Origin of the sequence: Vibrio olivae, from assembly GCF_042428525.1 — a bacterium.
GTDB lineage: Bacteria > Pseudomonadota > Gammaproteobacteria > Enterobacterales > Vibrionaceae > Vibrio > Vibrio olivae.
In genome coordinates this window covers 291,939-314,718 of sequence record NZ_JBHMEP010000002.1, presented here as the reverse complement: position 1 = coordinate 314,718, position 22,780 = coordinate 291,939, and the positions used below count along the sequence as shown (strand labels likewise).

18 protein-coding genes and 1 pseudogene are annotated in these 22,780 nt (G+C 43.5%); 14 read left to right on the top strand and 5 right to left on the bottom strand.

Annotated elements, in window-relative coordinates:
- The first annotated feature begins 214 nt into the window (after window positions 1-214).
- Window positions 215-2,923 (top strand): HTH-type transcriptional regulator MalT, encoded by a 2,709-nt coding sequence (gene malT / locus ACFFUV_RS11245; protein WP_390192552.1) that lies wholly within the window; start codon window positions 215-217, stop codon window positions 2,921-2,923.
- Window positions 2,924-3,005: 82 nt separating this feature from the next.
- Here malT and ACFFUV_RS11240 read toward each other — a convergent pair whose 3' ends face one another.
- Complete coding sequence (locus ACFFUV_RS11240; protein WP_390192549.1) at window positions 3,006-3,362, bottom strand: YibL family ribosome-associated protein; 357 nt, start codon at window positions 3,360-3,362, stop codon at window positions 3,006-3,008.
- Between the two features lie 145 nt (window positions 3,363-3,507).
- On the opposite strand from ACFFUV_RS11240, the gene ACFFUV_RS11235 reads away from it, so the two are divergent.
- Window positions 3,508-3,900 (top strand): thiol-disulfide oxidoreductase DCC family protein, encoded by a 393-nt coding sequence (locus ACFFUV_RS11235; RefSeq protein ID WP_390192546.1) that lies wholly within the window; start codon window positions 3,508-3,510, stop codon window positions 3,898-3,900.
- 112 nt (window positions 3,901-4,012) lie between these two features.
- Here ACFFUV_RS11235 and ACFFUV_RS11230 read toward each other — a convergent pair whose 3' ends face one another.
- The 4 genes from ACFFUV_RS11230 to ACFFUV_RS11215 all read right to left on the bottom strand — a co-directional run bounded on the left by ACFFUV_RS11230 (window position 4,013) and on the right by ACFFUV_RS11215 (window position 8,025).
- Entirely contained in the window at window positions 4,013-4,729 is a 717-nt protein-coding gene (locus ACFFUV_RS11230; protein ID WP_390192543.1) for a YebC/PmpR family DNA-binding transcriptional regulator, read from the bottom strand.
- An 84-nt stretch (window positions 4,730-4,813) separates the two neighbouring features.
- Window positions 4,814-5,020, bottom strand: a complete 207-nt coding sequence (locus ACFFUV_RS11225) for a DUF3283 family protein (protein WP_390192541.1) — start codon at window positions 5,018-5,020, stop codon at window positions 4,814-4,816.
- A gap of 167 nt (window positions 5,021-5,187) precedes the next feature.
- The gene (locus tag ACFFUV_RS11220) at window positions 5,188-5,385 is read right to left on the bottom strand and encodes a hypothetical protein (protein ID WP_390192538.1); all 198 of its coding nucleotides are present in this window, start codon (window positions 5,383-5,385) and stop codon (window positions 5,188-5,190) included.
- A gap of 669 nt (window positions 5,386-6,054) precedes the next feature.
- Window positions 6,055-8,025 (bottom strand): replication initiator protein RctB domain-containing protein, encoded by a 1,971-nt coding sequence (locus ACFFUV_RS11215; RefSeq protein ID WP_390192535.1) that lies wholly within the window; start codon window positions 8,023-8,025, stop codon window positions 6,055-6,057.
- 1,252 nt (window positions 8,026-9,277) lie between these two features.
- Here ACFFUV_RS11215 and ACFFUV_RS11210 point away from each other — a divergent pair.
- From ACFFUV_RS11210 to ACFFUV_RS11155, 12 genes and pseudogenes are all read left to right on the top strand, one after another.
- Window positions 9,278-10,495 carry an AAA family ATPase gene (locus tag ACFFUV_RS11210; protein ID WP_390192532.1) on the top strand — a complete coding sequence of 406 codons (1,218 nt, stop codon included), beginning with the start codon at window positions 9,278-9,280 and terminating at the stop codon, window positions 10,493-10,495.
- A 7-nt stretch (window positions 10,496-10,502) separates the two neighbouring features.
- On the top strand, window positions 10,503-11,474 hold the full coding sequence (locus ACFFUV_RS11205) for a ParB/RepB/Spo0J family partition protein (protein WP_390192529.1): 972 nt from the start codon (window positions 10,503-10,505) through the stop codon (window positions 11,472-11,474).
- A 123-nt stretch (window positions 11,475-11,597) separates the two neighbouring features.
- On the top strand, window positions 11,598-13,622 hold the full coding sequence (locus tag ACFFUV_RS11200; RefSeq protein WP_390192526.1) for a GNAT family N-acetyltransferase: 2,025 nt from the start codon (window positions 11,598-11,600) through the stop codon (window positions 13,620-13,622).
- 359 nt (window positions 13,623-13,981) lie between these two features.
- The gene (locus ACFFUV_RS11195) at window positions 13,982-14,269 is read left to right on the top strand and encodes an STAS domain-containing protein (RefSeq protein WP_390192524.1); all 288 of its coding nucleotides are present in this window, start codon (window positions 13,982-13,984) and stop codon (window positions 14,267-14,269) included.
- A gap of 2 nt (window positions 14,270-14,271) precedes the next feature.
- Window positions 14,272-14,634, top strand: coding sequence for a response regulator (locus ACFFUV_RS11190; RefSeq protein ID WP_390192520.1), 363 nt, complete (start codon window positions 14,272-14,274; stop codon window positions 14,632-14,634).
- Window positions 14,635-14,696: 62 nt separating this feature from the next.
- A pseudogene (locus tag ACFFUV_RS11185) lies at window positions 14,697-16,793 on the top strand (chemotaxis protein CheA).
- Window positions 16,794-16,843: 50 nt separating this feature from the next.
- Window positions 16,844-17,326 (top strand): chemotaxis protein CheW, encoded by a 483-nt coding sequence (locus ACFFUV_RS11180; protein WP_390193294.1) that lies wholly within the window; start codon window positions 16,844-16,846, stop codon window positions 17,324-17,326.
- A complete protein-coding gene (locus ACFFUV_RS11175) occupies window positions 17,326-17,799 on the top strand; it encodes a chemotaxis protein CheW (RefSeq protein ID WP_390192517.1) in 474 nt (157 codons plus the stop codon). The genes ACFFUV_RS11180 and ACFFUV_RS11175 overlap by 1 nt, the downstream gene beginning before the upstream one ends.
- A 7-nt stretch (window positions 17,800-17,806) precedes the next feature.
- Window positions 17,807-20,215 (top strand): aerotaxis transducer Aer2, encoded by a 2,409-nt coding sequence (gene aer2 / locus ACFFUV_RS11170; protein ID WP_390192514.1) that lies wholly within the window; start codon window positions 17,807-17,809, stop codon window positions 20,213-20,215.
- A gap of 14 nt (window positions 20,216-20,229) precedes the next feature.
- Entirely contained in the window at window positions 20,230-21,060 is an 831-nt protein-coding gene (locus ACFFUV_RS11165) for a CheR family methyltransferase (protein WP_390192512.1), read from the top strand.
- Window positions 21,061-21,069: 9 nt separating this feature from the next.
- Entirely contained in the window at window positions 21,070-21,717 is a 648-nt protein-coding gene (locus ACFFUV_RS11160) for a chemotaxis protein CheD (RefSeq protein ID WP_390192510.1), read from the top strand.
- Window positions 21,717-22,769, top strand: a complete 1,053-nt coding sequence (locus ACFFUV_RS11155; RefSeq protein ID WP_390192508.1) for a protein-glutamate methylesterase/protein-glutamine glutaminase — start codon at window positions 21,717-21,719, stop codon at window positions 22,767-22,769. The genes ACFFUV_RS11160 and ACFFUV_RS11155 overlap by 1 nt, the downstream gene beginning before the upstream one ends.
- The last annotated feature ends 11 nt before the right edge of the window (window positions 22,770-22,780 follow it).

The window sequence follows — 22,780 nt, the reverse complement described above, 5'->3', positions numbered from 1 at the left end:
CAATTACATCAATCACGGTGCAAATGAACGATCAAATCTCGGCTGTGCGACAGATATATGGTGATAATGATCACAATTCAGGGGCGTAGTGGGTTTATAAATGTGAATCCAACGAAATTCGCGCAGTTGATCAATAACTGTATGGTCCGACTTCAAGTACCATCCCTTGCAAAATTCAATTGGTTCACTTTTGATATAGGATCTGGCTTAAAAGATGTGGATTCCCTCAAAATTAACGCGTCCAGGACGGCTGCACAACGCGATCGTTCGCCCCAGAGTTCTTGATCTGCTGCAGCAAGCGCCTTGCTATAAACTGGTTTTATTCCGCTCTCCTGCCGGTTATGGAAAGACCACCATGGCGGCTCAGTGGTTGGCGGATAAACCAAATGTCGGCTGGTACAACATTGATGAAAGCGACAATGACCCATTTCGCTTTATTAATTATTTGCTGCAAGCGCTGAATAAAGCCACCCACTTTTCAATGCCGAACTCTTTAAAACTGGCCGAGAAGCGACAGTTTTCTTCAATTCACAGCTTGTTTGGTGAAGTCTTTGCGGAAATGGCGGACTTCCATCAAGAGGCCTACCTTGTACTTGATGACTATCATCTGATCTCCGATGACGAGATTCACGAAGCGCTGAGATTTTTCTTAAAGCATATGCCTGACAACCTGACTCTGGTTGTAACCAGTCGCACGGCACCACCGCTTGGCACAGCTAACTTGCGCGTACGTGACTTAATGATTGAAATTGGGAATGATTTGCTGGCATTTGATGTGGAAGAAACCACGCGCTTTTTCAATCAACGAGTGAGCGATGGCATTGATGACGCAACCGCAGACAGTTTGCGAACTTATGTGGAAGGCTGGCCTTCTGCGTTACAATTAATTGCTCTGCAAGCGCAACATCAGCGCCGTACACTCGCCCAATCGGCTGAATCGGTGTCGCAGTTTAATCATGCGCATCTATGGGATTACTTGGTCGAAGAAGTGTTTGATCTCCTTGACAACGAAACACGCCAATTCCTAATGCAGTGCTCCGTTTTAGATCACTTTAATGATGCATTAGTCACAGCGTTAACTCAGCGTGATGACGCATTAATTATGTTGGAATCACTCAACCGCTATGGTTTGTTCATTCATCCACTTGAAGGTGAGCAAAACTGGTTCCGCTTTCATAACCTATTTGCCGAGTTTTTAACCCACGAACGCCAAGCGCGTATGCCGCAAAAAGAGAGCGAATTACACCAAGCCGCGGCCAAGGCGTGGCTCGCACAAAAATCGCCTCACCAAGCATTACGTCATGCGCAAAAAGCCAATAACAGCCAACTGACCGCAGACATCCTCAATCAATATGGCTGGAGTATGTTTAACGGCGGCGAATTACAAAGCCTTGAACGCGCTATTGACTTACTGTCGCCAGAACAACTGTATAGCGCGCCGAAACTTTGCATGTTGCAAGCTTGGCTCGCACAAAGCCAGCATCGTTATAATGATGTCGGTGACATGTTGAAGCAAACCGATCAGCAGATGGCGCAATTCAATATTGAGCTCAGCACGCAAGAGCAAGGCGAATTCAACGCGCTTCGTGCCCAAGTCGCGATTAACCAAAATGAGCCAGAAAAGGCCCTAGAGCTGGCGGAGTTGGCGCTTAGTCAGCTGGATAACACCGTCTATCGCAGCCGAATTGTGGCAACCTCAGTGGTGGGTGAAGTCAATCACGTTCTCGGGCATTTAAGCCGAGCTCTGCCCATGATGCAGCAAACCGAAAAGCTAGCGCGTCAGTATCAAGCCTATCACCAAGCGTTATGGGCAATGTTACAACAGAGCGAGATATTGATTGCTCAAGGGTATGTACAAGCCGCCTACGAAGTGCAAGATAGCGCTTTTCGCCTCATTGAGGAACACCAGCTGCATCAAGTTCCTTTGCATGAGTTCCTGTTACGAATTCGCGCACAAATATATTGGTGCTGGAATCGCTTCGATGAAGCCGAGGAGTGCGCCTACAAAGGCTTGGACGTGCTTGGAAACCACTCAAATAACAAGCATCTACACAGTTATTCGATGCTTGCGCGTATTGCCGTTGGCCGTGGCGAGCTGGATAAAGCCGCTAAGTTTGTTGACCAAATTATTCACTTACTAAAACAATCGACCTACCACGTCGACTGGACCGCAAATGCATCCCTGTCGTTAATTCTGTTTTGGCAGGCACGTGGTGATAACGAGGCAATTCAACACTGGCTGGAGACCACATCCCGTCCGAAGAAAGCGTGCAACCATTTTACTCAATTGCAATGGCGTAATATCGCTCGAGCGCAAATTAGCTTAGGCCTCTATGATGATGCATTGGCAACCCTCAATTTTATCCAGACTCAAGCGCGTAAAAAGCAATTGATCACTGACATTAACCGCAACTTGATCGTATTAAGCGTTCTTGCCGTTACGCAAAAGCAAGAAGATGCCGCACGTGATTACCTCAAAGAAGCGCTAGAGATGACGAGCCAAACCGGGATTATGGGTAACTTCTTAATTGACGGAGCCAAAATCCGTCACGTGCTTGAAAAACTCAGCCATAAGTCAGAACTTGGTGATCTTGAACGTCATCGTGCTCAGCAACTGACAAAAGCCATCTCCACCACACAGCGGAGCCGCTCAGTGCACTTTGACGAGGAGTTCGTTGAAAAGCTAATAAATCATCCCAACATTCCAGAGTTAGTCCGCACCAGCCCGCTGACGCAGCGAGAGTGGCAAGTGCTTGGATTAATTTATTCCGGTTTTAGTAATGAACAGATTGCTCAGGAACTTGATGTTGCAGGAACCACCATCAAAACCCATATCCGTAATCTGTATCAAAAGCTCAATATTGCCAATCGCAAGGAAGCCATTCACACCGCAGAAAATCTGCTTCAGTTGATGGGGTATTAACGGCACCCTCTCCCTCTTAATGCAAAAAGGGTTGAAGCTTTTCGCTTCAACCCTTTTTTTGTTTGATTCAGCATTCGTGACATTAGAACGGTTTTGGCGCGAATCCAGTCATCGCATCAAGGCGCAGCTCTTTGCCAATTTTGGTCGTAGGGTGAACAATCACTAGCCCCTTCACTGACTTTTTGAGCTTGCCTAAGTCGGCTTGTTCCGCTTTGGTGATTTCACGAGAAAAAGGCATGTCCAGTAAGCTTTTACGTTCTTTGTTAAGATCATAACTTTGCTTGTGCTTGAGTTGGTTAACCTTCTTGGTCAAATCTTCAATTTCATCGGTAAATTTTGAGATCATTTCTTGGTCACCGCGAGATTTCGCAGCCTCCAATTTATGGCGGCAGTTATCCAGACGATTATTTAATTTCTGAATGTCCGTTTTTAAACTCATGTTCGGTAATCTCTTTATTAAATCAGACATTATTTTAGCACAGCCCTAATCAAAGCTGGCAATTAACTTTCCAACGCTGACGATGATTGACGTTGATCGACAACCACTCAACTGCGTAGGATAAGTACTAAGATAAGGAGCTATTATGCCAGTTCAAATGACTCTATTTTATGATGGTGAGTGCCCGCTATGTGTAGCGGAGATGCGGCGCTTATCGAAAGCGGATCAGAAATCTCATCTTCGCTTAATTGATATTAACTCAACCGCTTTTGAAGAGTTTCCTCACATCGATGCTACTGAAGCGTCACGTATTCTTCATGGTTTAGCTGCTGATAACACACTGTACTTGGGACTCGATGCCACATACCATGCTTGGCGTTTAGTCGGTAAAGGCCGCTGGGTAAAGCTGACGCGCTTGCCGGGTTTAAAAACGCTGTTTGATGCAGGTTATCGGCTCTTTGCTCGTCACCGTTACACCATATCTCGGTGGTTAACTGGTCAGTCGCGTTGTTCTTCAGGCGTGTGTCATAAACGCTAACATCAGAGTGATGGTTCATTTACAGTGTAAATAAACCTCATCGCTGACAAGCTTATACAAAAACAAAAGCCGAGCAATCGCTCGGCTTTTGATGGTATTCAGTCACAATGCTTTATAGCTCTGCGTTATGGTACACCTGCTGAACATCGTCACAATCGTCTAGAAGATCCAAGAATTTTTGGAATTTCTCTGCATCTTCACCCGTAACCGGCGTGTGAGTTTGAGGCACAAAGGTGATTTCTTCGACATCCAGCGTTAAGTCTGGGTATTCAGTATTCAGTGCCGTTTTCGCTTTAAAGAATTCGGTATGCGGTGCAAATACTGTAATCACGCCGTCTTCCAATTCAATATCTGCGACGTCAACATCTGCCATCATTAGCGCTTCAAGTACCGCTTCTTCATCATCACCTTGGAACTGAAAAACAGCTTGGTGATCAAACATGTGAGCTGTTGTACCAGGGCTACCAATTTTAGCGCCTGTTTTAACAAAGCATTGGCGAACATCTTGGAAAGTACGATTGCCGTTATCGGTTAAACAATCAACAATCACGCTCGCTCCGCCAGGAGCAAAGCCTTCATAACGAGCGGGTTGGTAATCTTCACCACCACCACCAGTTGCTTTATCAATGGCTTTATCTATAACGTGGGCAGGCACTTGGTCTTTCTTCGCTTTTGCGATTAAGTGCTTTAGTGACAAGTTCATGTCTGGGTCCGCACCGCCGTTTTTCGCGCACATGTAAATTTCTTTACCGTACTTGGAATAAACTTTAATTTTTGCGCCTTGAGTCTTTGCCATTGAGGCCTTGCGCACTTCAAAACTTCTTCCCATCGGGATGGTCTCTCTATTTAATTTAACGCGGGGATTTTAGCAAAAAGTGAAGGGTTTTCAATTTCCACGCAGTTGATGAGCGTATTACACACCCATAATACGTTTATATTTCTCGACGGACTGTTCGAAGCATTCACGCTCATGCGTTTTTGATAGTTGCTTCAACTGAGCATCGATACTGTCAGGTCCCGCCTTTGACTGTTTGATCTTCCAAACAATGAAAGATGCTTGTTTATCCAGCTCAATGCGATTCTTTTCATCTGCTGGCAACAGAGATAAGTTCATCGACATAGCTTTATCCACTCACCTATTGAAAGTTCGACAATATACCACAAACATGGCTGATGTTGAGAGCTATTGAATATTTGAAATGTGAAGTTGCGAGTTTACTTTACTGACAAACAAAAAGAGTGGCATTTCGGACCACCCTTTTCTAAATGTTACGTTTGAATCTACGATCAGTGCAGTAAACCGAGTTCTTTCGCTTCCTCTATGGTTAATCCGCTCTCACGGATTTCTCTGAGCATTTCAATGCGACGGCGAGCTTCCGCTGATTTCATATTGCGAGATGGCTTCTCTTGCACAACATCTTCAGTGAGATCCCACTTTGTTGTAAAGCCAGTGATTTCGTCATGGTCGATAGAATTAATGGACATAATACCCTCCGAATAAACCACGTCTGGGACGCCTAATCTGTAGCAAAGCCCCAAGCCCTTGTTAAGAGAATTTAATTCAGAGTGTGATTTCTATAATAGTTCGTAAATTTGGGGGGATTTTCGATAAAAATAGTTTTGCATGGACACAAAACTCGAAGTACATTTAAAAAATTGTCCCTATTAAAAGTAAGTGGATCAAACTCTCACTTTTTAACTCCCCTCCCCTTCTAATAAGCCTTGGCCCGTTACGCTCATCAGCTGAATTTTACGTCCGCCAATACGGAGCAGCCATTTCTGAACTCGACCAGTTATCTGCCCGTAGCGACTATCCGCTCATCCGTACTGTTGTTTTAAGTGCACGAATTGTCTTAAGTAAACGAACCGGAACAATGATCAAGGGAACAAATACGGTAATAAGCTGAAAAATGGATAAAAAAAAGCGAGTTCTGCACAGAACTCGCTAACAATTCAAAGTGATGTAACAATATGAGCCAATCTATCAGGGACAATCAAATCCCGAATTCATCAGAAAGGACAAAAGGTTGTCTATTCGGGATTAATCTTAATAACAATAGCGCGCGCTTATGTCAGTCGAGTGTCAGCGGAATGTAGTAGATTTGTTCATTCTCTCGTTGAGAGGTCAATTAACTTTTTGCCGACCATTCAAGATTAGATAGCGACTTCATCAAGCACTCGAAATACTGAATCATCAATATGGCCCTCGATCACTTGTTTGCATACCTTACGTCGCACGGCTAGCCCTGAAATTAAACGTTCGATTGAGAGATGCTTGTTGTTATCTTGCGAATTATACAGCTCAATCACCTTGCTCAACGTTTCGTAAGGGATGATCTCCTTTCCTACCTTTAACCAATCAAGCTTATCTATGAGCTCCTGACACTCTTCTCGGATAGAGCTATGGCTATGCCCTGTCATGGCAGCTAAAGCCGTTATACTGCGTTCTAGAGCCTCTGAGGAGGTATATTTAGATAGAGTGATCGTTATTTCGTCTGCATTGATCTCCACTAAGTGTTTGCGCTGTTTTACACGGCGTCCTAATTTGCCACGTGGAGAGGCGGGTTTGCGTTGAATTGGCTCAAACTCACCATCAATAATCTGAGATAATTCATCGAGTTGTTGACGGGACACCATTTCATTACGTAGTGGGTTTGGCAGCGTAGGTGCCATATTGCGTTTACCCGCATTGGTGGTACGTGCTCGTGAATAACGTAATACTTCTTCCGCATCACATTTAATATCGAATTGGTAGTCTTGGATCTTTTCATTTTCGATCATCGCAGAGATCGTTAAGTGATACCCCCATAAATTCACCACAAACAGTTCATCATTCCCTTTCCCATCGGAAAGACGCTTCAATTCGCGGATCAAATCCATTGAAAAACGACGCCATTCGATGTTGCGCGCAAGTTTCTGGTTTAACTCGGTTAACAACATCACGTCCGTCGTCCGGCGCGACATACGCGTTCTGAAGTATGAATAGAGCTGGAACACCAAGGTGTGCTGCTTCAAGATCTCAGGTGGGAACAAAAAGAAGTAATCTCGAGTGATCAACTCTTCATAAAACGACGGTTCCCAAACCAAAATATACAAGTTAGGTTTGATGCGAATTTCACCGTCTGCGCCTTCAACTGGCGCTTCTTCTGATGCTGTAATGGTTCGAGCAAGAAAACGAAAACGGTCACTCTTAAAGCCTTCTGGCATATTTTCGCTCAACCAACGCCCTGTCAGTTCATGAAGTTGAAAATCGGTAAATTCAATGCGATCAATGCTATCGCGTATGGAATCACGAGCAGGTCCACTGTCTTTTTTGCCACGTAAAGACAAGATGTCGGTAATGTACAGTGGTGTTTTGTTCGGAATGTGTGTTGCATCAAGATGATATTGTTCCTGATGATGTTCGTGATATTGCACGGTCAATGTAAACAGAGCAAACAGCGTCATGAGATCATCGACTGTCATGATGTTTTTCGATGATCGTGTTTCGATCACTGCACGAGTACCAGAGATGGATACCATGGTTTTCTGATAGCTTTTGCGAGTTCGAGGTGGTGCCAGTGCCTGGTCAATGATCCCGGCCCAATTGGTTGGTGATACGACAAATTGATCCGCTTCATCCTTCATCGCTGGTGGCGTATTTAAACCATGTTCATGGAGTAGACGTTTATTGACTTGGGTTTGAGCCAGCGCTTTTGAACGCTTTTGTTTTTCTGATTGCTTGACGGATTCAGTCACTAAACTGGTCGAGCCCAATAATGAAATTAACTGACTTGGATTGACAAAGCGGTGTAACATCGTTTTACCCGCCAAACCGTGTTCAAAACGCACAGATTCTTGCGTAAACAAACCAATGTTGACGGCTGCACGTAAACGTTGTTGGATGGCTGCGCGGGTCAGTTGGCCGTCAGTGGCTTCGATAAGCTCTGTTGTTGATACCAAACCATCTTTGCTGCTAAAGCCACGTAGGGAGATCAAATTAAGTAGCTCGACAATGCTTTTGGTTACGCCTTTAAAGTGCTGATATTGCTCGATCCAGTCAATTGCACTTTCTGTAATCTCAAACAAATGCCCGTCTTTATGGCTTCTAGGGGCTTTAACCAGTATTTTTTCTTCCGAGCTCATTAATTATGATCCATATCACGTTAGCCGTAATTTCGCTATAGTTCCAAAAGAATAAAGAAAAACAGATCATAAATAAAGAAAAAAATAGAGGTTTTAAATAACTGATCTTTTTGATTATTCTGATCTTAAATGATTATATGATCTAATGATCAGGCTGCATTGTTGCTTGTAAGTCATTGTTATAAAAAAGATAAAAAAATCTCTCTTCAGAAGCATGATCATGCCGAGATCGAAAGCATGATCATTAACGTATTGAAAGCATGATCAAATCTTCGTGTAAGCATGATCAACGCGTTTTAGAATCCATGATCATCATTGTCCCGAAAACATGATCATCAACTCTTCACAACTTATCCACAATGACGCTATGTCTTCATCGCTCTTAATGCCGAATTCGCGAGTTACCAGCTCAAAATTCAGCGGAACGATGATCATGGTATCAATGTAAATACAGGCTTTAGTAAAGTTTATATTGATATTTTTATGTCGAAATACAGCCCAAACTTTGTTTGTGAGTAATTGGAATAGCAAATGTGTGCGAAAGCATGATCAAGATGAGCTACGTTGTTGACCGATTTAAGAGACTGTTTTTCGATTACTTGTCGTTCTTGCAAGGATTTATATTGAATTACAGAGTTCATCGGCACTCAACCGTAAACTAGACTTCAAAACCCATGCTTCCGGACGCTGACATTACTTGATCATTGATCCGATAAAGGATCATCGGTTAGCTTTTTCATTTACATCTGTCTAGGAACGATGGCCTCCTTGATCATTGTTCCTAGGTGGTCGATTTTCTCGGAAAGATGATCAAGTGTCACTCCTTGATCATCTTTCCATAGAACAGTGGTTGAATGTGCGTGTAACGATGGAGTTTGGTATAGATTGCGGTGTTTTACTATCGCGAGTAACAAATTTTTATAATTTCTGGTTTATTTGTCATTGACCGTAATTTAGCCGACATAAATAATCGTTCCGGTCGGATGGTAAAAAATTTGTTTACATTGTAAATAAGTGATGCTGTAACATTTTAAAAGTTTTGCTATTGCAAGCGAGTTATGGGTGATTATTTATGGGCTAATTTTTAATGAATTACACCCAAAGTTTACTTTTTGTGATTTAGTCTATAATTTGGTCAAAAATAATCTCTTTAATGTGATTCTTATCTATTGTTGGGTGTTCACCTTTTGGTTGAAAACAGTGTTAATTGCTGTACAATTGTTGCCAACACATTTGATAACGGAATTTGGCAATGACAAGAGAACAGACCATTCAACATCTCAATCAACTCGCTGAGCAGACGGCACAAGTTCAAGCTGATCGCATCGAGATTGTTTTGGAAGAGCGTCGTGATGAACATTTCCCTGCGATGTCCAAAGCATTGATGGAAACACGTTCTGGTTTAACGCGTCGTAAGTTGGACGATGCGATTTCTAAAATGGAAAATGAAGGGCATCAGTTCACCAAAAATAACGCCAATCACTATTCAATTACTCTGTCTGAAGCCCATATGCTGATGGATGCAGCAGGTATTCCCAAGTTTCATGAACGCAAAAAAAACCAAGACAATAAGCCTTGGATTATTAATGTTCAGAACCAAAAAGGTGGGACCGGGAAGTCAATGACCGCAGTCCATCTAGCGGCGTGTTTAGCGTTAAATCTAGATAAACGTTACCGTATTTGCTTAATAGATTTGGATCCACAAGGTTCTTTACGTCTTTTTCTAAACCCACAAATCAGCCTGACCGATCATGATAATATCTACTCTGCAGTGGATGTTATGCTGGACAACGTACCTGATGGTGTTGAGGTTAATAATGAATTTCTTCATAAAAATGTGTTGCTACCAACGCAATACCCAAATTTAAAAACCGTTTCAGCATTTCCAGAAGATGCAATGTTCAATGCTGAAGCTTGGCAGTATCTTTCTCAAAATCAATCTCTTGATATTGTTAAATTATTGAAAGAGAAATTGATTGACCAGATCGCTGATGATTTTGATGTCATTATGATTGATACTGGCCCGCACGTTGATCCGTTAGTCTGGAATGCGATGTATGCATCCAATGCGTTACTCATCCCATGCGCCGCGAAACGACTCGATTGGGCATCGACAGTTAACTTCTTCCAGCATTTGCCAACCGTTTATGAAATGTTTCCTGAAGATTGGCAAGGTCTTGAGTTTGCGCGTTTACTGCCTACGATGTTTGAAGATGACAATAAGAAGCAAGTCTCGGTATTAACAGAAATGAATTATCTGCTGGGTGATCAAGTTATGATGGCGACGATACCACGCAGTCGAGCTTTTGAGACCTGTGCGGATACCTATAGCACAGTATTTGATTTGACTATCAGCGATTTCGAAGGTGGTAAAAAAACCTTGGCAACCGCGCAAGACGCTGTCCAAAAGAGTTCTTTAGAATTGGAGCGTGTGCTGCATAGTCATTGGGCATCACTGAATCAAGGATAAATAAAAAATGGCAATTAAAACGTCAGATTTAAATGCAAAATTATTCGGTAAAGCGGACAAACGTCGAGCGACAACACCACTAGAGGCTCAAACTGCAGCCAAAGAGCAAGCGCAGATTATCGAATTGGCGGTCGCTGGTGAAGAGTTGGTTCAATTTGAACTAATGCGCATTCCTGCTAGTGACGTTGAATCAGAAACGGTCGTATTTTCGGAAAACGCCCGTGAGCAATCTTTCTTAAATGAGCATGCTCTGTCTGATGTGTTGACGACATTACGTGAACGTGGTCAACAATATCCAGCGGTTGGTCGCCGCCGTAACGATGGTAAAATAGAAGTGCTCGACGGCAGTCGTCGTCGTATGTCTTGTATTCTAGCCAATAAAGAATTTCTTGTTTATGTTGCTGACAACATTAACTCTGAACACGCGAAGTTTTTATCGGATGTGGCGAATGCGCACAAACCGCTTTCTCTTTATGAGAAAGGTAAAGAGATGCAAGCAAAACTCGAGAGTGGTGAAGCTGACGACCAAAAAGCTCTGGCGAAAATTTTTCAGTGCAGTGAAGCGTTAGTCAGTGGTGCATTGAAAGCGGCATCGTTGCCTTTAGAATTGTTGCAGGCTTATCCTAATGTCGCTGATTTAGGCCGTCCAACAATCGTAAAACTGCATAAACAGTTTTACGAATTAGATGATCAGAAACAAGCGGAACTACTTAATAAGTGCCATGAGGAAGGTCGTTTTGTTTGGCAGCGCAGTGAAGCTCAAGGTGTTGCTCGTATGACCAAAGATGTGTCAGAAACACTTGAGGGATGGATTGAAGAGCTAGCACCGCGTAAACGTTCAGTCGCGAATAAAGTCGACTTAGTCAAAGGTCGTGCTAGTTACACTCGCAAAGGCACAAACTTGGCTTTAAATCTAAAGAAAGTGGATGACAAAACAATGAAAGATATCCTCGATTTCATTGAAGCTAAATTCAGTTAACGGATTATTGCCCATCAAATCAAACTGGCCGCATTACGCGGCCTTTTTTTGATCTTGCGAACGACTGATAAATGACGAGTGTGTTGGTATACTTGTTTTCTCTAGAAACTGGTGTGAATCTTTATGTCTGCTTTTTCCCAATATCTTAAAACTACGTTATGTTATTTACGCCAAAAGCAATTTCGCTCAGGGGTGGTGTTTGCTGGCGGGCAAAAATTACACCAAGCACATATCGATGAATTGCAGTCATGTTTTCAAAACCATGTTGTTTTTCAGCTTGGTGGTGAGCGTTATAATTTCTGTGGCACCCATGTCACGGCGAAACAAGGGAAACAACTGTTAGGTCAAGAATGCCAATTGCTTATTTGTGATTTCTCAGCTGAATTTGATGCTAATAGCTTTAGTGCAGCGCTTGGCACCTTATGCGGAGGTGGATTGCTTGTTATCTTCCCTCCTGTGCAGGCAATAACAAATTGTGGGGAAAGATGGTTGTCCAACTGTTTGGAACAACTTATTTGGATTGAACCTAATCAGGATTTTTCTCTGCTACCGACTACGGTGGAGACTCACTCGTTAACTCAAATAAATACCTCGCCGAACAGTGTTGAACAACAGCAGCAAGCTATTAGTCTTATTGAGCGCGTGGTCGATGGTCATCGAAAGCGGCCTTTGGTACTAACAGCGGACCGTGGAAGAGGAAAAACCAGTGCTATCGGTATGGCCAGTGCGACGTTGATGAAACGTAGGTCAATTAAAATTGTGGTTACTGCGCCGAGCCGTCAAGCGGTCGAGCCGTTATTTGTTCATTGCTGCGCGGGTTTATCGATAGAAGCTGGACACAGGAATCGTATCGAATACACATCCAGCACACTTGAATTTATCGCGCCAGACACCTTACTCGAATCTAAAATTGAATGTGACTTACTCCTCGTTGATGAAGCATCAGCGATTCCTATTTCTATGTTGCAGTCTCTTGTGGAACGCTATCATCGTATGGTGTTGTCAACGACGATTCATGGATATGAAGGCTGTGGTCGCGGGTTTAGTTTGAAGTTTTGTTCCTGGCTGAAACAGGTTCGCCCCCAAAGTCGATTTTTTCACATTGACCAGCCGATCCGCTGGCATCGAAATGACCCATTGGAGCATTGGTTTTATCAGTCTTTTTTGCTGGACGCTGAATTACCCAAGATTGACGCATTCGATATTAAGCAGTTGGTCGCTCAACCAATAGCGCAGCAGGAGCTTGTTGAGCAACCTAGTTTACTCAAACAATTATTTGCCTTACTTGTCCACGCTCACTATCAAACTACGCCAAATGACTTGATGCTGATGTTGGCGGATCGTTCCATTTCTATAGTTGGTGCATATTCTCAACAACAGCTCGTTGGATGCGCTTTGTTGATTGAGGAGGGCAGCCTATGTTTAGACGACATTCAAGATATTCAGCAAGGGAAACGACGTCCTAAAGGTCAGCTCGTTGCCAGTTCGCTAGCGTCACAGTTAGGTTTGTCTGAAGCGGCGAGTTCGAAAAGCTATCGGATTATGCGGATAGCAGTGCATCCTGACTGGCAGAAGCATGGGATAGGGCGTTATATCCTTCGCTATCTCGAACAGCATATTGACGCTGATTTTCTCTCAACCAGTTTCGGAGCAACACAACCGCTATTGTTATTTTGGCAGCACAATGGCTTTGTGCCCTTACGTATTGGAAGTCATCGCGATCAAGCAAGTGGCTGTCATTCAGTGATAATGATAAAACCGTGCAATGGATGTCTTTGGCTTCAATCTGGACGTAAAATATTTTCTCAACAGTTACAGTATTTGCTTGCGAATACGCTATCAAAACTTGAAACTGACATAGTACGTAGTTTAGTTGCGATGAGTTATGCTTCCGTTGAAACAGCGCCACTTTCAAAGAGTGTTGGATTTTATTCATTAGGTGGGGCGTCGTTTGATTCCGTTGCTCCTTTTATTGCTCAATGGATCTTTTCTAACATCGAACAGATTGAGAGTGTCAGTGATTTAATTATTCGTAAGGTTATTCAACAGCGAAGCTGGGATGAATGTGCCGCAGAGTTTAGCTATCTTGGTCGAAAGCAAACGGAATCCGCTCTGAGGCAACAACTAACAAAGCTCAGTTCGAATTAATTTACACTGTAAACCTGCGGCGAGTGCCAACACTTGCCGCTGAATCCCCTTGATAGAGATAAGTCTGTTTTACACTGTAAATCGTCAATTCTCAATGAACGCCAATCTGTGACTTGCTTCAAATATAAACGATTGATTCTAAAGTTACTCTCTCATCACGTACTGGTCAATATTAGCCAAATATTCAACTAATTCCCCTTACAAATCATAAATATAGATTTTATCTAGGGATTTTGCTCATCCCTAAGAAAAAAAACACTATGCGCTTTATTTGATAATTAACCATTTCTTCCTACACTCATTTATACGAGCTAATGCTTTGTAAGCAGAGGTTAAATTGATTGAGGAGCTGTATTGAAATGGACTGCTTACTAAATGAAACATTAGATATTTCTACTGTTTTGGATTCAACCGAACATTACAAACAGTGGTTGGCGGACAGCAACCAGGCTCTTAATTTAGATGCGAGTGACGTCTCTAGAGTGGATGCTGCGGGTATACAAGCCTTGGCTTCTCTGTTTTTAACCGCCGAAAAAAACCAACAAAAAGTTACCTTAAACAATTCACCAAAAGTGTTGACGGATGGGATCACTATTTTAGGACTTACGACAGTCATCGATGTTAGTCAAAGAGTGGATAAGGAATAACAATGACAAAAAAAATTCTCGCAGTTGATGATTCAGTTTCGATTCGCCAAATGGTGAGTCACACATTAAAAGATGCTGGCTATGAAGTTGAGACAGCCAATGATGGAAGAGATGCTTTATCTAAAGTGAATACCATGAAATTCGATGTCGTGATATCCGACGTCAATATGCCCAACATGGGCGGTTTTGAGTTGGTAAAAGCATTACGTGAAAAGCCCCAATATAAATTTATTCCTATTTTAATGTTAACAACCGAAACCAGTGCGGATAAAAAACAGCAGGGAAAATTAGCTGGAGCAACAGGATGGCTGGTTAAACCGTTTAATCCGGACACATTATTAAAAACGTTAAAGCGTGTGATTTGAAAGCGGTACTGCGACGGATTTCGTCTTTTTACTTGTGTATACATGTTGGCTAGGAATTGCTTATGGCGCTAGATATGGAGCAGCTGCGCAAGATGTTTTACGAAGAGTGTCGTGAAAATCTTGAGGTGCTGGAAAACATACTTCTTAACTTGAATGTTGAGAGTGTGGACGATGAGTCCATTAATACCATTTTTCGTGCTGCTCATTCGATTAAAGGTGGAGCGGGCACCTTCAATTTACTCGACATCAGCGAATTTACTCACTCTGTAGAAGCTTATCTAGACTTAGTACGTAATCACGAGCGTCAATTAACCGCGCAAACCATCGATTTGTTATTGAAGAGTGGAGATTGTATCTCTGCGATGCTGCAGGCTCACGAATCGGGAACTGAGGCTGATAGTGCTCAAAAAGAGGAAGTGAGTCTCCAACTCGCTGCGCTATTGACTGAACATTCAGCTGGCGCGAACTCGAACCCACTCCCTGAGTCAACCAACGTTGAATCCGACACCACTGGTGATTGGAATATTCTATTTTCGCCTCACAAAGAGATGTTTTTTAGCGGTAATGATCCACTAAGAATCATTAGAGAGTTATTGGAGCTTGATGAACAAGCGGATGTTCAAGCCGATGTGAGCTATTTACCTGAACTTACCGAAATAGAAGCGGAACTCTGCTATCTGCATTGGCAGGTAAGAGTCTCAGGAGAGGTTGACCAACAAGAACTACAGGAAGTTTTTGAATGGGTCGAAGATGAATGCGATTTAAAAATTGAAAGACTGGCCTCATCTGAATTAGAGGTTTCTTCAAGCGAAGTGGCCGAGAATATCGATGATGACTCGTAGCCATCCACCGAACAAAGCTCAAGTAACACTTCTCAAAGTGAAGCGTCTCCCACCTCTCCGCCTCCGGTATCAACCGCCAACAAGCCACCCGCAAAAGCAAACAAAACGGAAGCGGCGGTCAGTTCAATTCGAGTCGATATCGATAAAGTCGATAGCCTCATTAACTTAGTCGGTGAGTTGGTGATTACGCAATCGATGCTCACTGAAATTGGCAATGATTTTTCGATGGATAAACTCGAAAAATTAAAAACAGGACTTGATCAGTTACTCCAAAACAGTCGGGACCTACAGGAAAATGTCCTCAATATTCGCATGTTACCGATGAGTTTTGCATTTAGCCGTTTTCCGCGATTGGTTCGAGATCTCACCAGCCGATTGGGAAAAAAGGTCGAGTTACAAATTCAGGGGGAACAAACAGAGTTAGATAAAACGGTGCTCGAACGCATTGTTGACCCTTTGGTTCATTTAGTAAGAAACGGCATTGACCATGGAATAGAGACTCCCGATAAACGCCGTGCTGCCAATAAACCCGAACAAGGCACTATTCAGCTCAATGCTTTCCATCAAGGAGGGTCGATTGTCGTTGAAATAAAAGATGATGGAGCAGGGCTTGATTGCGATCGTTTGTGGACGAAAGCGCATGAAAAAGGCGTTATTCCTGCGGATGCACGAAGAGAAGAGATGGATGACAAGCAGGTCATGCGTTTGATTTTTGCTCCGGGCTTTTCAACAGCAGAACAGGTTTCTGACATCTCTGGGCGCGGTGTCGGTATGGATGTGGTTAAGCGCAACATTCAAGAATTAGGCGGGCACATCGAGGTTGAGTCTGAATTGGGCAAAGGCAGCTGTTTTACGATCAGTTTGCCTCTTACTTTGGCGATTCTTGACGGACAACTCGTCAAAGTTGCGGGTGAAGTGTATGTGATTCCTTTACTCACCATTATTGAGTCCATTCAAATTGATGCCTCTTGCATTAAACGCGCATCAGGTGGTGTTGAGCTATACCGTCTGAGAGATGAAAACATCCCTATTTTACGTCTGCAAGATGAACTCAAAATGGGTAACAGCGGCGAGCTTAGCAAACAAATTTTATGTTTTGTCGAAGCGGCAGGTCATCGTGTTGGACTATTGATTGAAGAACTTCTCGACCAGCAGCAAGTTGTGATTAAAAGTCTTGAATCCAATTACAGCAAAACAATGGGGATCTCGGGAGCCACTATCTTAGGCGATGGCTCAGTATCTTTGATCCTCGATATTCAAGGTTTGATTACTCAATTTTTGAATCGCTCGAAAGAGCAAAGTGGGATAGCGGCATAGGTGAAGGTATGGATATCGCGATTCAAAATTTGGACAGCGAAAACCCATTAATGGCTGCCGAACTCGATATACACAGCAGCAGTGGGGAACGAGCGGACTTTTTAAGCTTTTGTTTGGATAACGAACTCTATGGCGTCGAGATAAAAGATGTTGAGGAAATTCGCGTTTGGGAGCGCCCGACGCCGATTCCGAGAGCACCTTCATGCGTGAAAGGCGTGATTAATATTCGAGGAATGATAGTTCCCGTTGTCGATTTGCGCAGCCGATTTGAGATTGGCAGTTGTGAATACCTTCCGACCACTGTTGTGATTATTCTGCGATTTGTCGGTGAAGACAGTAAACGCATGATGGGTATCGTTGTTGATTCTGTTAGCGATGTTATTGAGCAAGGTGATAATGAACTTTATCGCTCTGTTGGCGAGTCATTGGTCACTCCTTACTTACAAGGTCTCATCAATGTTGGAGAGCAAGTGATGTCTTTGTTTGACACTGAAATGTTACTCGATATTGAACGTTTGCTGAGGAGTGAGTAATGGAAAGTAGGCAAGAGTTTCTCAGCTTTGTGTTGGATGGCGATGAATATGCGGTGCCAATTTTGGATGTACGCGAGGTACGCGGTTGGAGTGATGTTCGTCAAGTGCCGAACTCACCAGACTACTTGATGGGAGTACTCGAAATTCGCGGCGAGTACGTACCGATTGTCGATCTACGAATGCGTTTTTCTTTACCGCCAGCAACCATTAATGCAACGACGGTAGTGATTGTTCTTAATGATGCGGAGCAGAACCCACTCGGGATTATCGTTGACGCGGTTTCTCAGGTCTATGATTTGCAGGTCGATAGCATTAAGCCCGCCCCAAAAATTTCCGTTAATGTCGACCATGCCTACGTCAGAGGCATTGTTGGTATTGATCAAAAACATTTAATTCTAATCAACCTGGAAGCTTTGTTTGATGTAGCACTGCTTAACAAAACTTCTCAAACAGAAGCACTATGTGAGAGGTGAGTCAGTAATGGCATTTTGGAATAAAAAACAACGATCTGTAGCTCAGTTTGCTGCGCCGGAACCAGACTCGCTTCTGGATGAAACAAGTCAATCTGGTGAGATTTCAAAACAGCAATTACTGTCAGCATTGGATGGTGCTAAAACCGCGTTAATGATGATTAACCGTGATTTTGAGATTACTTACGTTAACAAAACCTCACTGGAACTATTGAAGCAACATGAGTCTCTGTTTCAGCGAATGTGGCCAAATTTTCGGGCCGATGAAGGCTTTTTGATGGGGTACTGTATCGATGGTTTCCATAAAAATCCAAGTCATCAACGTCAGATGCTATCGACGCCAAATCATCTTCCTTACACCACAACGATCGATATTGAAGACGTAAAAATTGAATTAAATGTTGGAGCGATAATCGATGCCCAGGGCAATTATGTTGGGAATACCCTTGAATGGGCTGACGTTACTCAAGACGTAAAAACTCAAAATGAAGTGGCCCGGCTTAAAGCAGCTGTTCACCAAGCTCAAACTGCGATGGTCATGATCGACCGCGATCTCAACATCACCTATGTCAACGCTCAGACCTTAACGCTATTTAAGGCGCACGAAATGACTTTTCGCCAAGTCTGGGCGAACTTTACTGCCAGTGAAGAATGGCTAATGGGACGTTGTATCGATGAATTTCACCGTGACCCTCAACACCAAAGGCGCTTGCTGGCCGATCCATCCAATTTGCCATATCAAACTGATATTACGATCAAAGATTTAATTATTGAGCTAAATGTTGCGGCGATACGTGATGTTAGTGGTAACTATATTGGAAATACCTTGGAGTGGCGTGATGTCACTCAAGAGCGAGCCAACGAAGAGCAAGTTGGTCGTTTGGCTTCTGCTGTTGAAGGTATGACGACCAATCTCATGATGGCAGATAAATCCGGTGTAATCAGTTACTTAAATCCCTCATTGATGAATCTATTAAAAAGCCGTGAGCAGGAACTGAGAAAAGCAATGCCTGGCTTTTCTACCGATAGCTTGGTCGGAACGAACATGGATATTTTCCACCAAAAACCGAGCCACCAGCAGAGTATCATTGCCAACCCTGATAACTTACCTTTCTCCTCGAATGTCAAAGTCGGCTCATTGGAATTCAACCTTACGTGTATCGCAATGAAAGATCCAAAGGGCAACTATATTGGTCCTGCACTCCAATGGGTTGATATTACAGAGCAGCAAGATGGTCAAAGACAAGTTGAATCTTTGCTGCAGAAAGCAATGCAGGGGCAACTGAATGAACGCATTGATACGACGGTCTATAGCGGATTTATGCGTGAACTTGGTGAAGGCATTAACGGGTTACTGGATACGATCGTTGATCCACTCGGCCAATGTATTGATGTTATGAGTATGGTTGCCGAAGGGGACCTTAACCGAGATATGGATGATGACCGTCAGGGAGAGTTTGGCCGTTTAGCAAAAGCGGTGAATACCTCTATCGTCAATATTCGCTCAATGGTTGAAAAGATTACTCACTCTTCTGCTCGTGTTGCAACGGCCTCAAATGAAATTGCCGATGGCAATAACGACTTAAGTCAACGTGTCGAAGCTCAGGCATCTAATTTGGAACAGACTGCCGCGAGTATGGAAGAAATGACATCGACCGTACGTCAAAACGCTGAAAACGCCAAAGGTGCTAGCGAATTGGCTACCGACGCGACGAAGAAAGCAAGTAAAGGAGGCGATGTTGTAGGACAAGCCGTTTCTGCGATGTCTGAAATCAATTCGGCGAGTAAGAAAATTGCTGACATCATTGGTGTGATTGATGAAATTGCTTTCCAAACTAACTTACTTGCACTCAATGCTGCTGTCGAAGCTGCCCGTGCGGGTGAGCAAGGACGCGGCTTTGCGGTGGTTGCTGGCGAGGTGCGTAATCTTGCTCAGCGCAGTGCTGCGGCAGCAAAAGAAATCAAAGGCTTAATCAAAGATAGTGTAGAAAAAGTAGATGAAGGTTCCCGTTTAGTTGATGAATCTGGCGCGACATTATCTGAAATTGTCGAGGCCGTTGAACGTGTTTCACAACTTATTACACAAATAGCGTCTTCAAGTGCTGAGCAATCTACGGGGATCGATGAAATTAATCGAGCCATCGCAATGATGGATGAAATGACGCAACAAAATGCATCGTTGGTAGAAGAGACATCGGCAGCAAGTCAATCGCTTAAAGATGAAGGTAAAGAACTACTCAATCTAATGAACTTCTTTACCACGGATAACAATGTCGCGACATTCGATACGCGCAGTAAACCTGAACTGCCACCCCAGGTGAAAAAGCCTGAAGATAAAGTAAGAGATATTCGAAATAATCGCATCGCGAATGCAAGATTCAATGCCAGTGAGGATGGAGATGAATGGCAAGAGTTCTGACAAGGTCGAGTGAGATGGCAAGTCCCACCAGTCAAGAATTTGAATTCACCGAAAAGGATTTCAAATACATCCAATGGTTTTTGCATAAAACGGTCGGCATCTTTTTGTCCGACCAAAAACGAACCATGGTTTATGGGCGTATTAGTCGACAATTAAGAGCATTAAGGCTGCGTAGTTTTCAAGAGTACCAGCAGCTGATTGAAAGTGACAACGACGTTCGCGTGAATTTTATCAATAGTCTTACGACTAACAAAACCCATTTTTTTCGCGAGTTTCATCACTTTGAGTTCTTTGAAAAAATCATGCTTGGAGAGTGGCAACACACGGAAAAAAAGCGAATCCGTATTTGGTCTGCTGGTTGCTCAACGGGAGAGGAGCCGTACAGTTTTGTCGCCTCTTTGTGTAAAGAAGGAGTGTTGAACTGGTGTGAAGATTTGGAAATTACCGCCAGTGATTTGGATACCAATGTCTTAAAGCAAGCAGCAATGGGTGAGTATCCCATAGAGGCATTAGGTTCAATTCCCAAAGAGTATTTGAAACCGTGTTTTCTTAAGGGCGTTGGGAGTAAGCAAGGAAAGATTAAATTTGCTAGTACGTTTCAACGCCTGATCAAGTTTAAACAGATCAACTTACTGGAGCCTTGGCCTTTTAATGAAAAGTTTGATCTTATTTGCTGTCGCAATGTGATGATCTACTTTGATAGGCCGACTCAAGCAAAATTGATCCAGCGTTTCCATCAACAGCTTAATCCAAAGGGAGTGCTGTTTATCGGACACTCGGAAACGATCGGTGAGTGTGCGGATCTTTTTCACAATCTAGGCAATACCATCTATGTCAAGCAGTAGTGAGAGGTCATGATGCACGCAGTTCAAGAGCATATTATGCACCAAAACAACCCACATCACTTCAGCCGTTTTCAGCATCCGGTTAAAGACGTCACCATGGTTAAACTCCAGCCGGGAGGGATCTACTGTACCGAACAAGCTGAGATCATTTGTACTGGGTTAGGGTCCTGCGTATCTGCTTGTGTTTGGGATGATGAGATTGCGTTAGGAGATATGAATCACTTTCTTCTTCCGTTTGAAAATATAAATCAACAGCTGCATTGGCATCCTGATCAAGCGGCCACGGTCCCATCTCGATACGGTGCTCATGCGATGGAGATGCTGATCAATTACCTGATAGCAAAGGGCGCTTCACGTCAAAGACTGAAAGTGAAGTTATTTGGCGGCGCTGAAATGATGGGTCGCTATTCAAAGATCGGGGAGAAGAACGTCGAGTTTATTTTGGATTATGTTGAGCGTGAGAGCTTGAACGTCGTTTCGCAGGATCTAGGTGGACTCGATCCAAGAAAAATTATGTTTGACCCCACCTCTGGAAGAGCTTGGCTAAAACGGATTCCTTTCTCTGAGGTTCATCTAATTAAGCAACAAGAACTTCATTATGCTTCTGAATTAGAGCGCCAGGCTCAACTTCCGACTGATAATGTGGAGCTGTTTTGATGAAAAAAATCAAAGTGTTGATTGTAGACGACTCCCCGGTATTTCGTGCATTACTGACGGAGATTATTAGTTCTGATCCTATGCTAGAAGTGGTTGCTCAAGCTGAGGACCCTTATGTTGCACGGGATCTTATTAAAATACATAACCCAGATGTTCTGACGTTAGATATTGAAATGCCTAAAATGAATGGCGTGCAATTTCTCAAAAATCTCATGCGATTGAGGCCGATGCCTGTCGTCATGGTATCGACTTTGACCCAGCATGGGGCAGATGCGACTTTGGCAGCGTTAGAGTTGGGGGCAGTCGACTATTTTCCTAAACCTAAAGTGGAAAATGCGGCTGAGATGATCAACTACCGCACTCAAGTTAACGACAAAATTAAGATAGCCGCGGGCGCAAATGTGAGCTCTGATTTGATATCTACCTCACCCTCAAAACCCGCTGACCAGCTGATTGCTCCGAAAAAAACGCATATAGAATTGATCGCAATTGGGGCTTCTACCGGCGGAACTGAAGCGGTCAAACAGGTGTTAAGCCGATTACCTGCTGGGCTACCTCCTATTGTGATTACTCAGCATATCAGCGCGCTTTTTTCTCCTTCATTTGCCCAGCGTCTCAATGATACGAGCAACATCCATGTTCAGCAGTTAGATGTACATAAAGCACCTCTCGTAAATGGTGGCGCGTACCTCGCGCCTGGCGATCAGCATCTTGTGGTCACACGAAGAGGCAATCATTTGTATGCCCAGTTGGATGATAGACCACCTGTTAACCGTCACAAACCGTCGGTGGATGTGATGTTTGATTCGATTGCCGAAACCGTTGGTAAAAATGCGATAGGGGTGATTCTGACAGGTATGGGGCAAGATGGTGCTCAAGGTTTGCTGAAAATGCGAGAAAGCCTCGCCGAAACCATTGCCCAAGACGAAAAATCGTCCGTCGTTTGGGGGATGCCACGTGTCGCTGTTGAAGTGGGCGCGGCTGCACATGTGGTGAATTTAAATAAGGTTTCTGAGTTGATCTGCAAGTTGCTGTCCAGTTCGAGCAACTAAGATAACCAAGG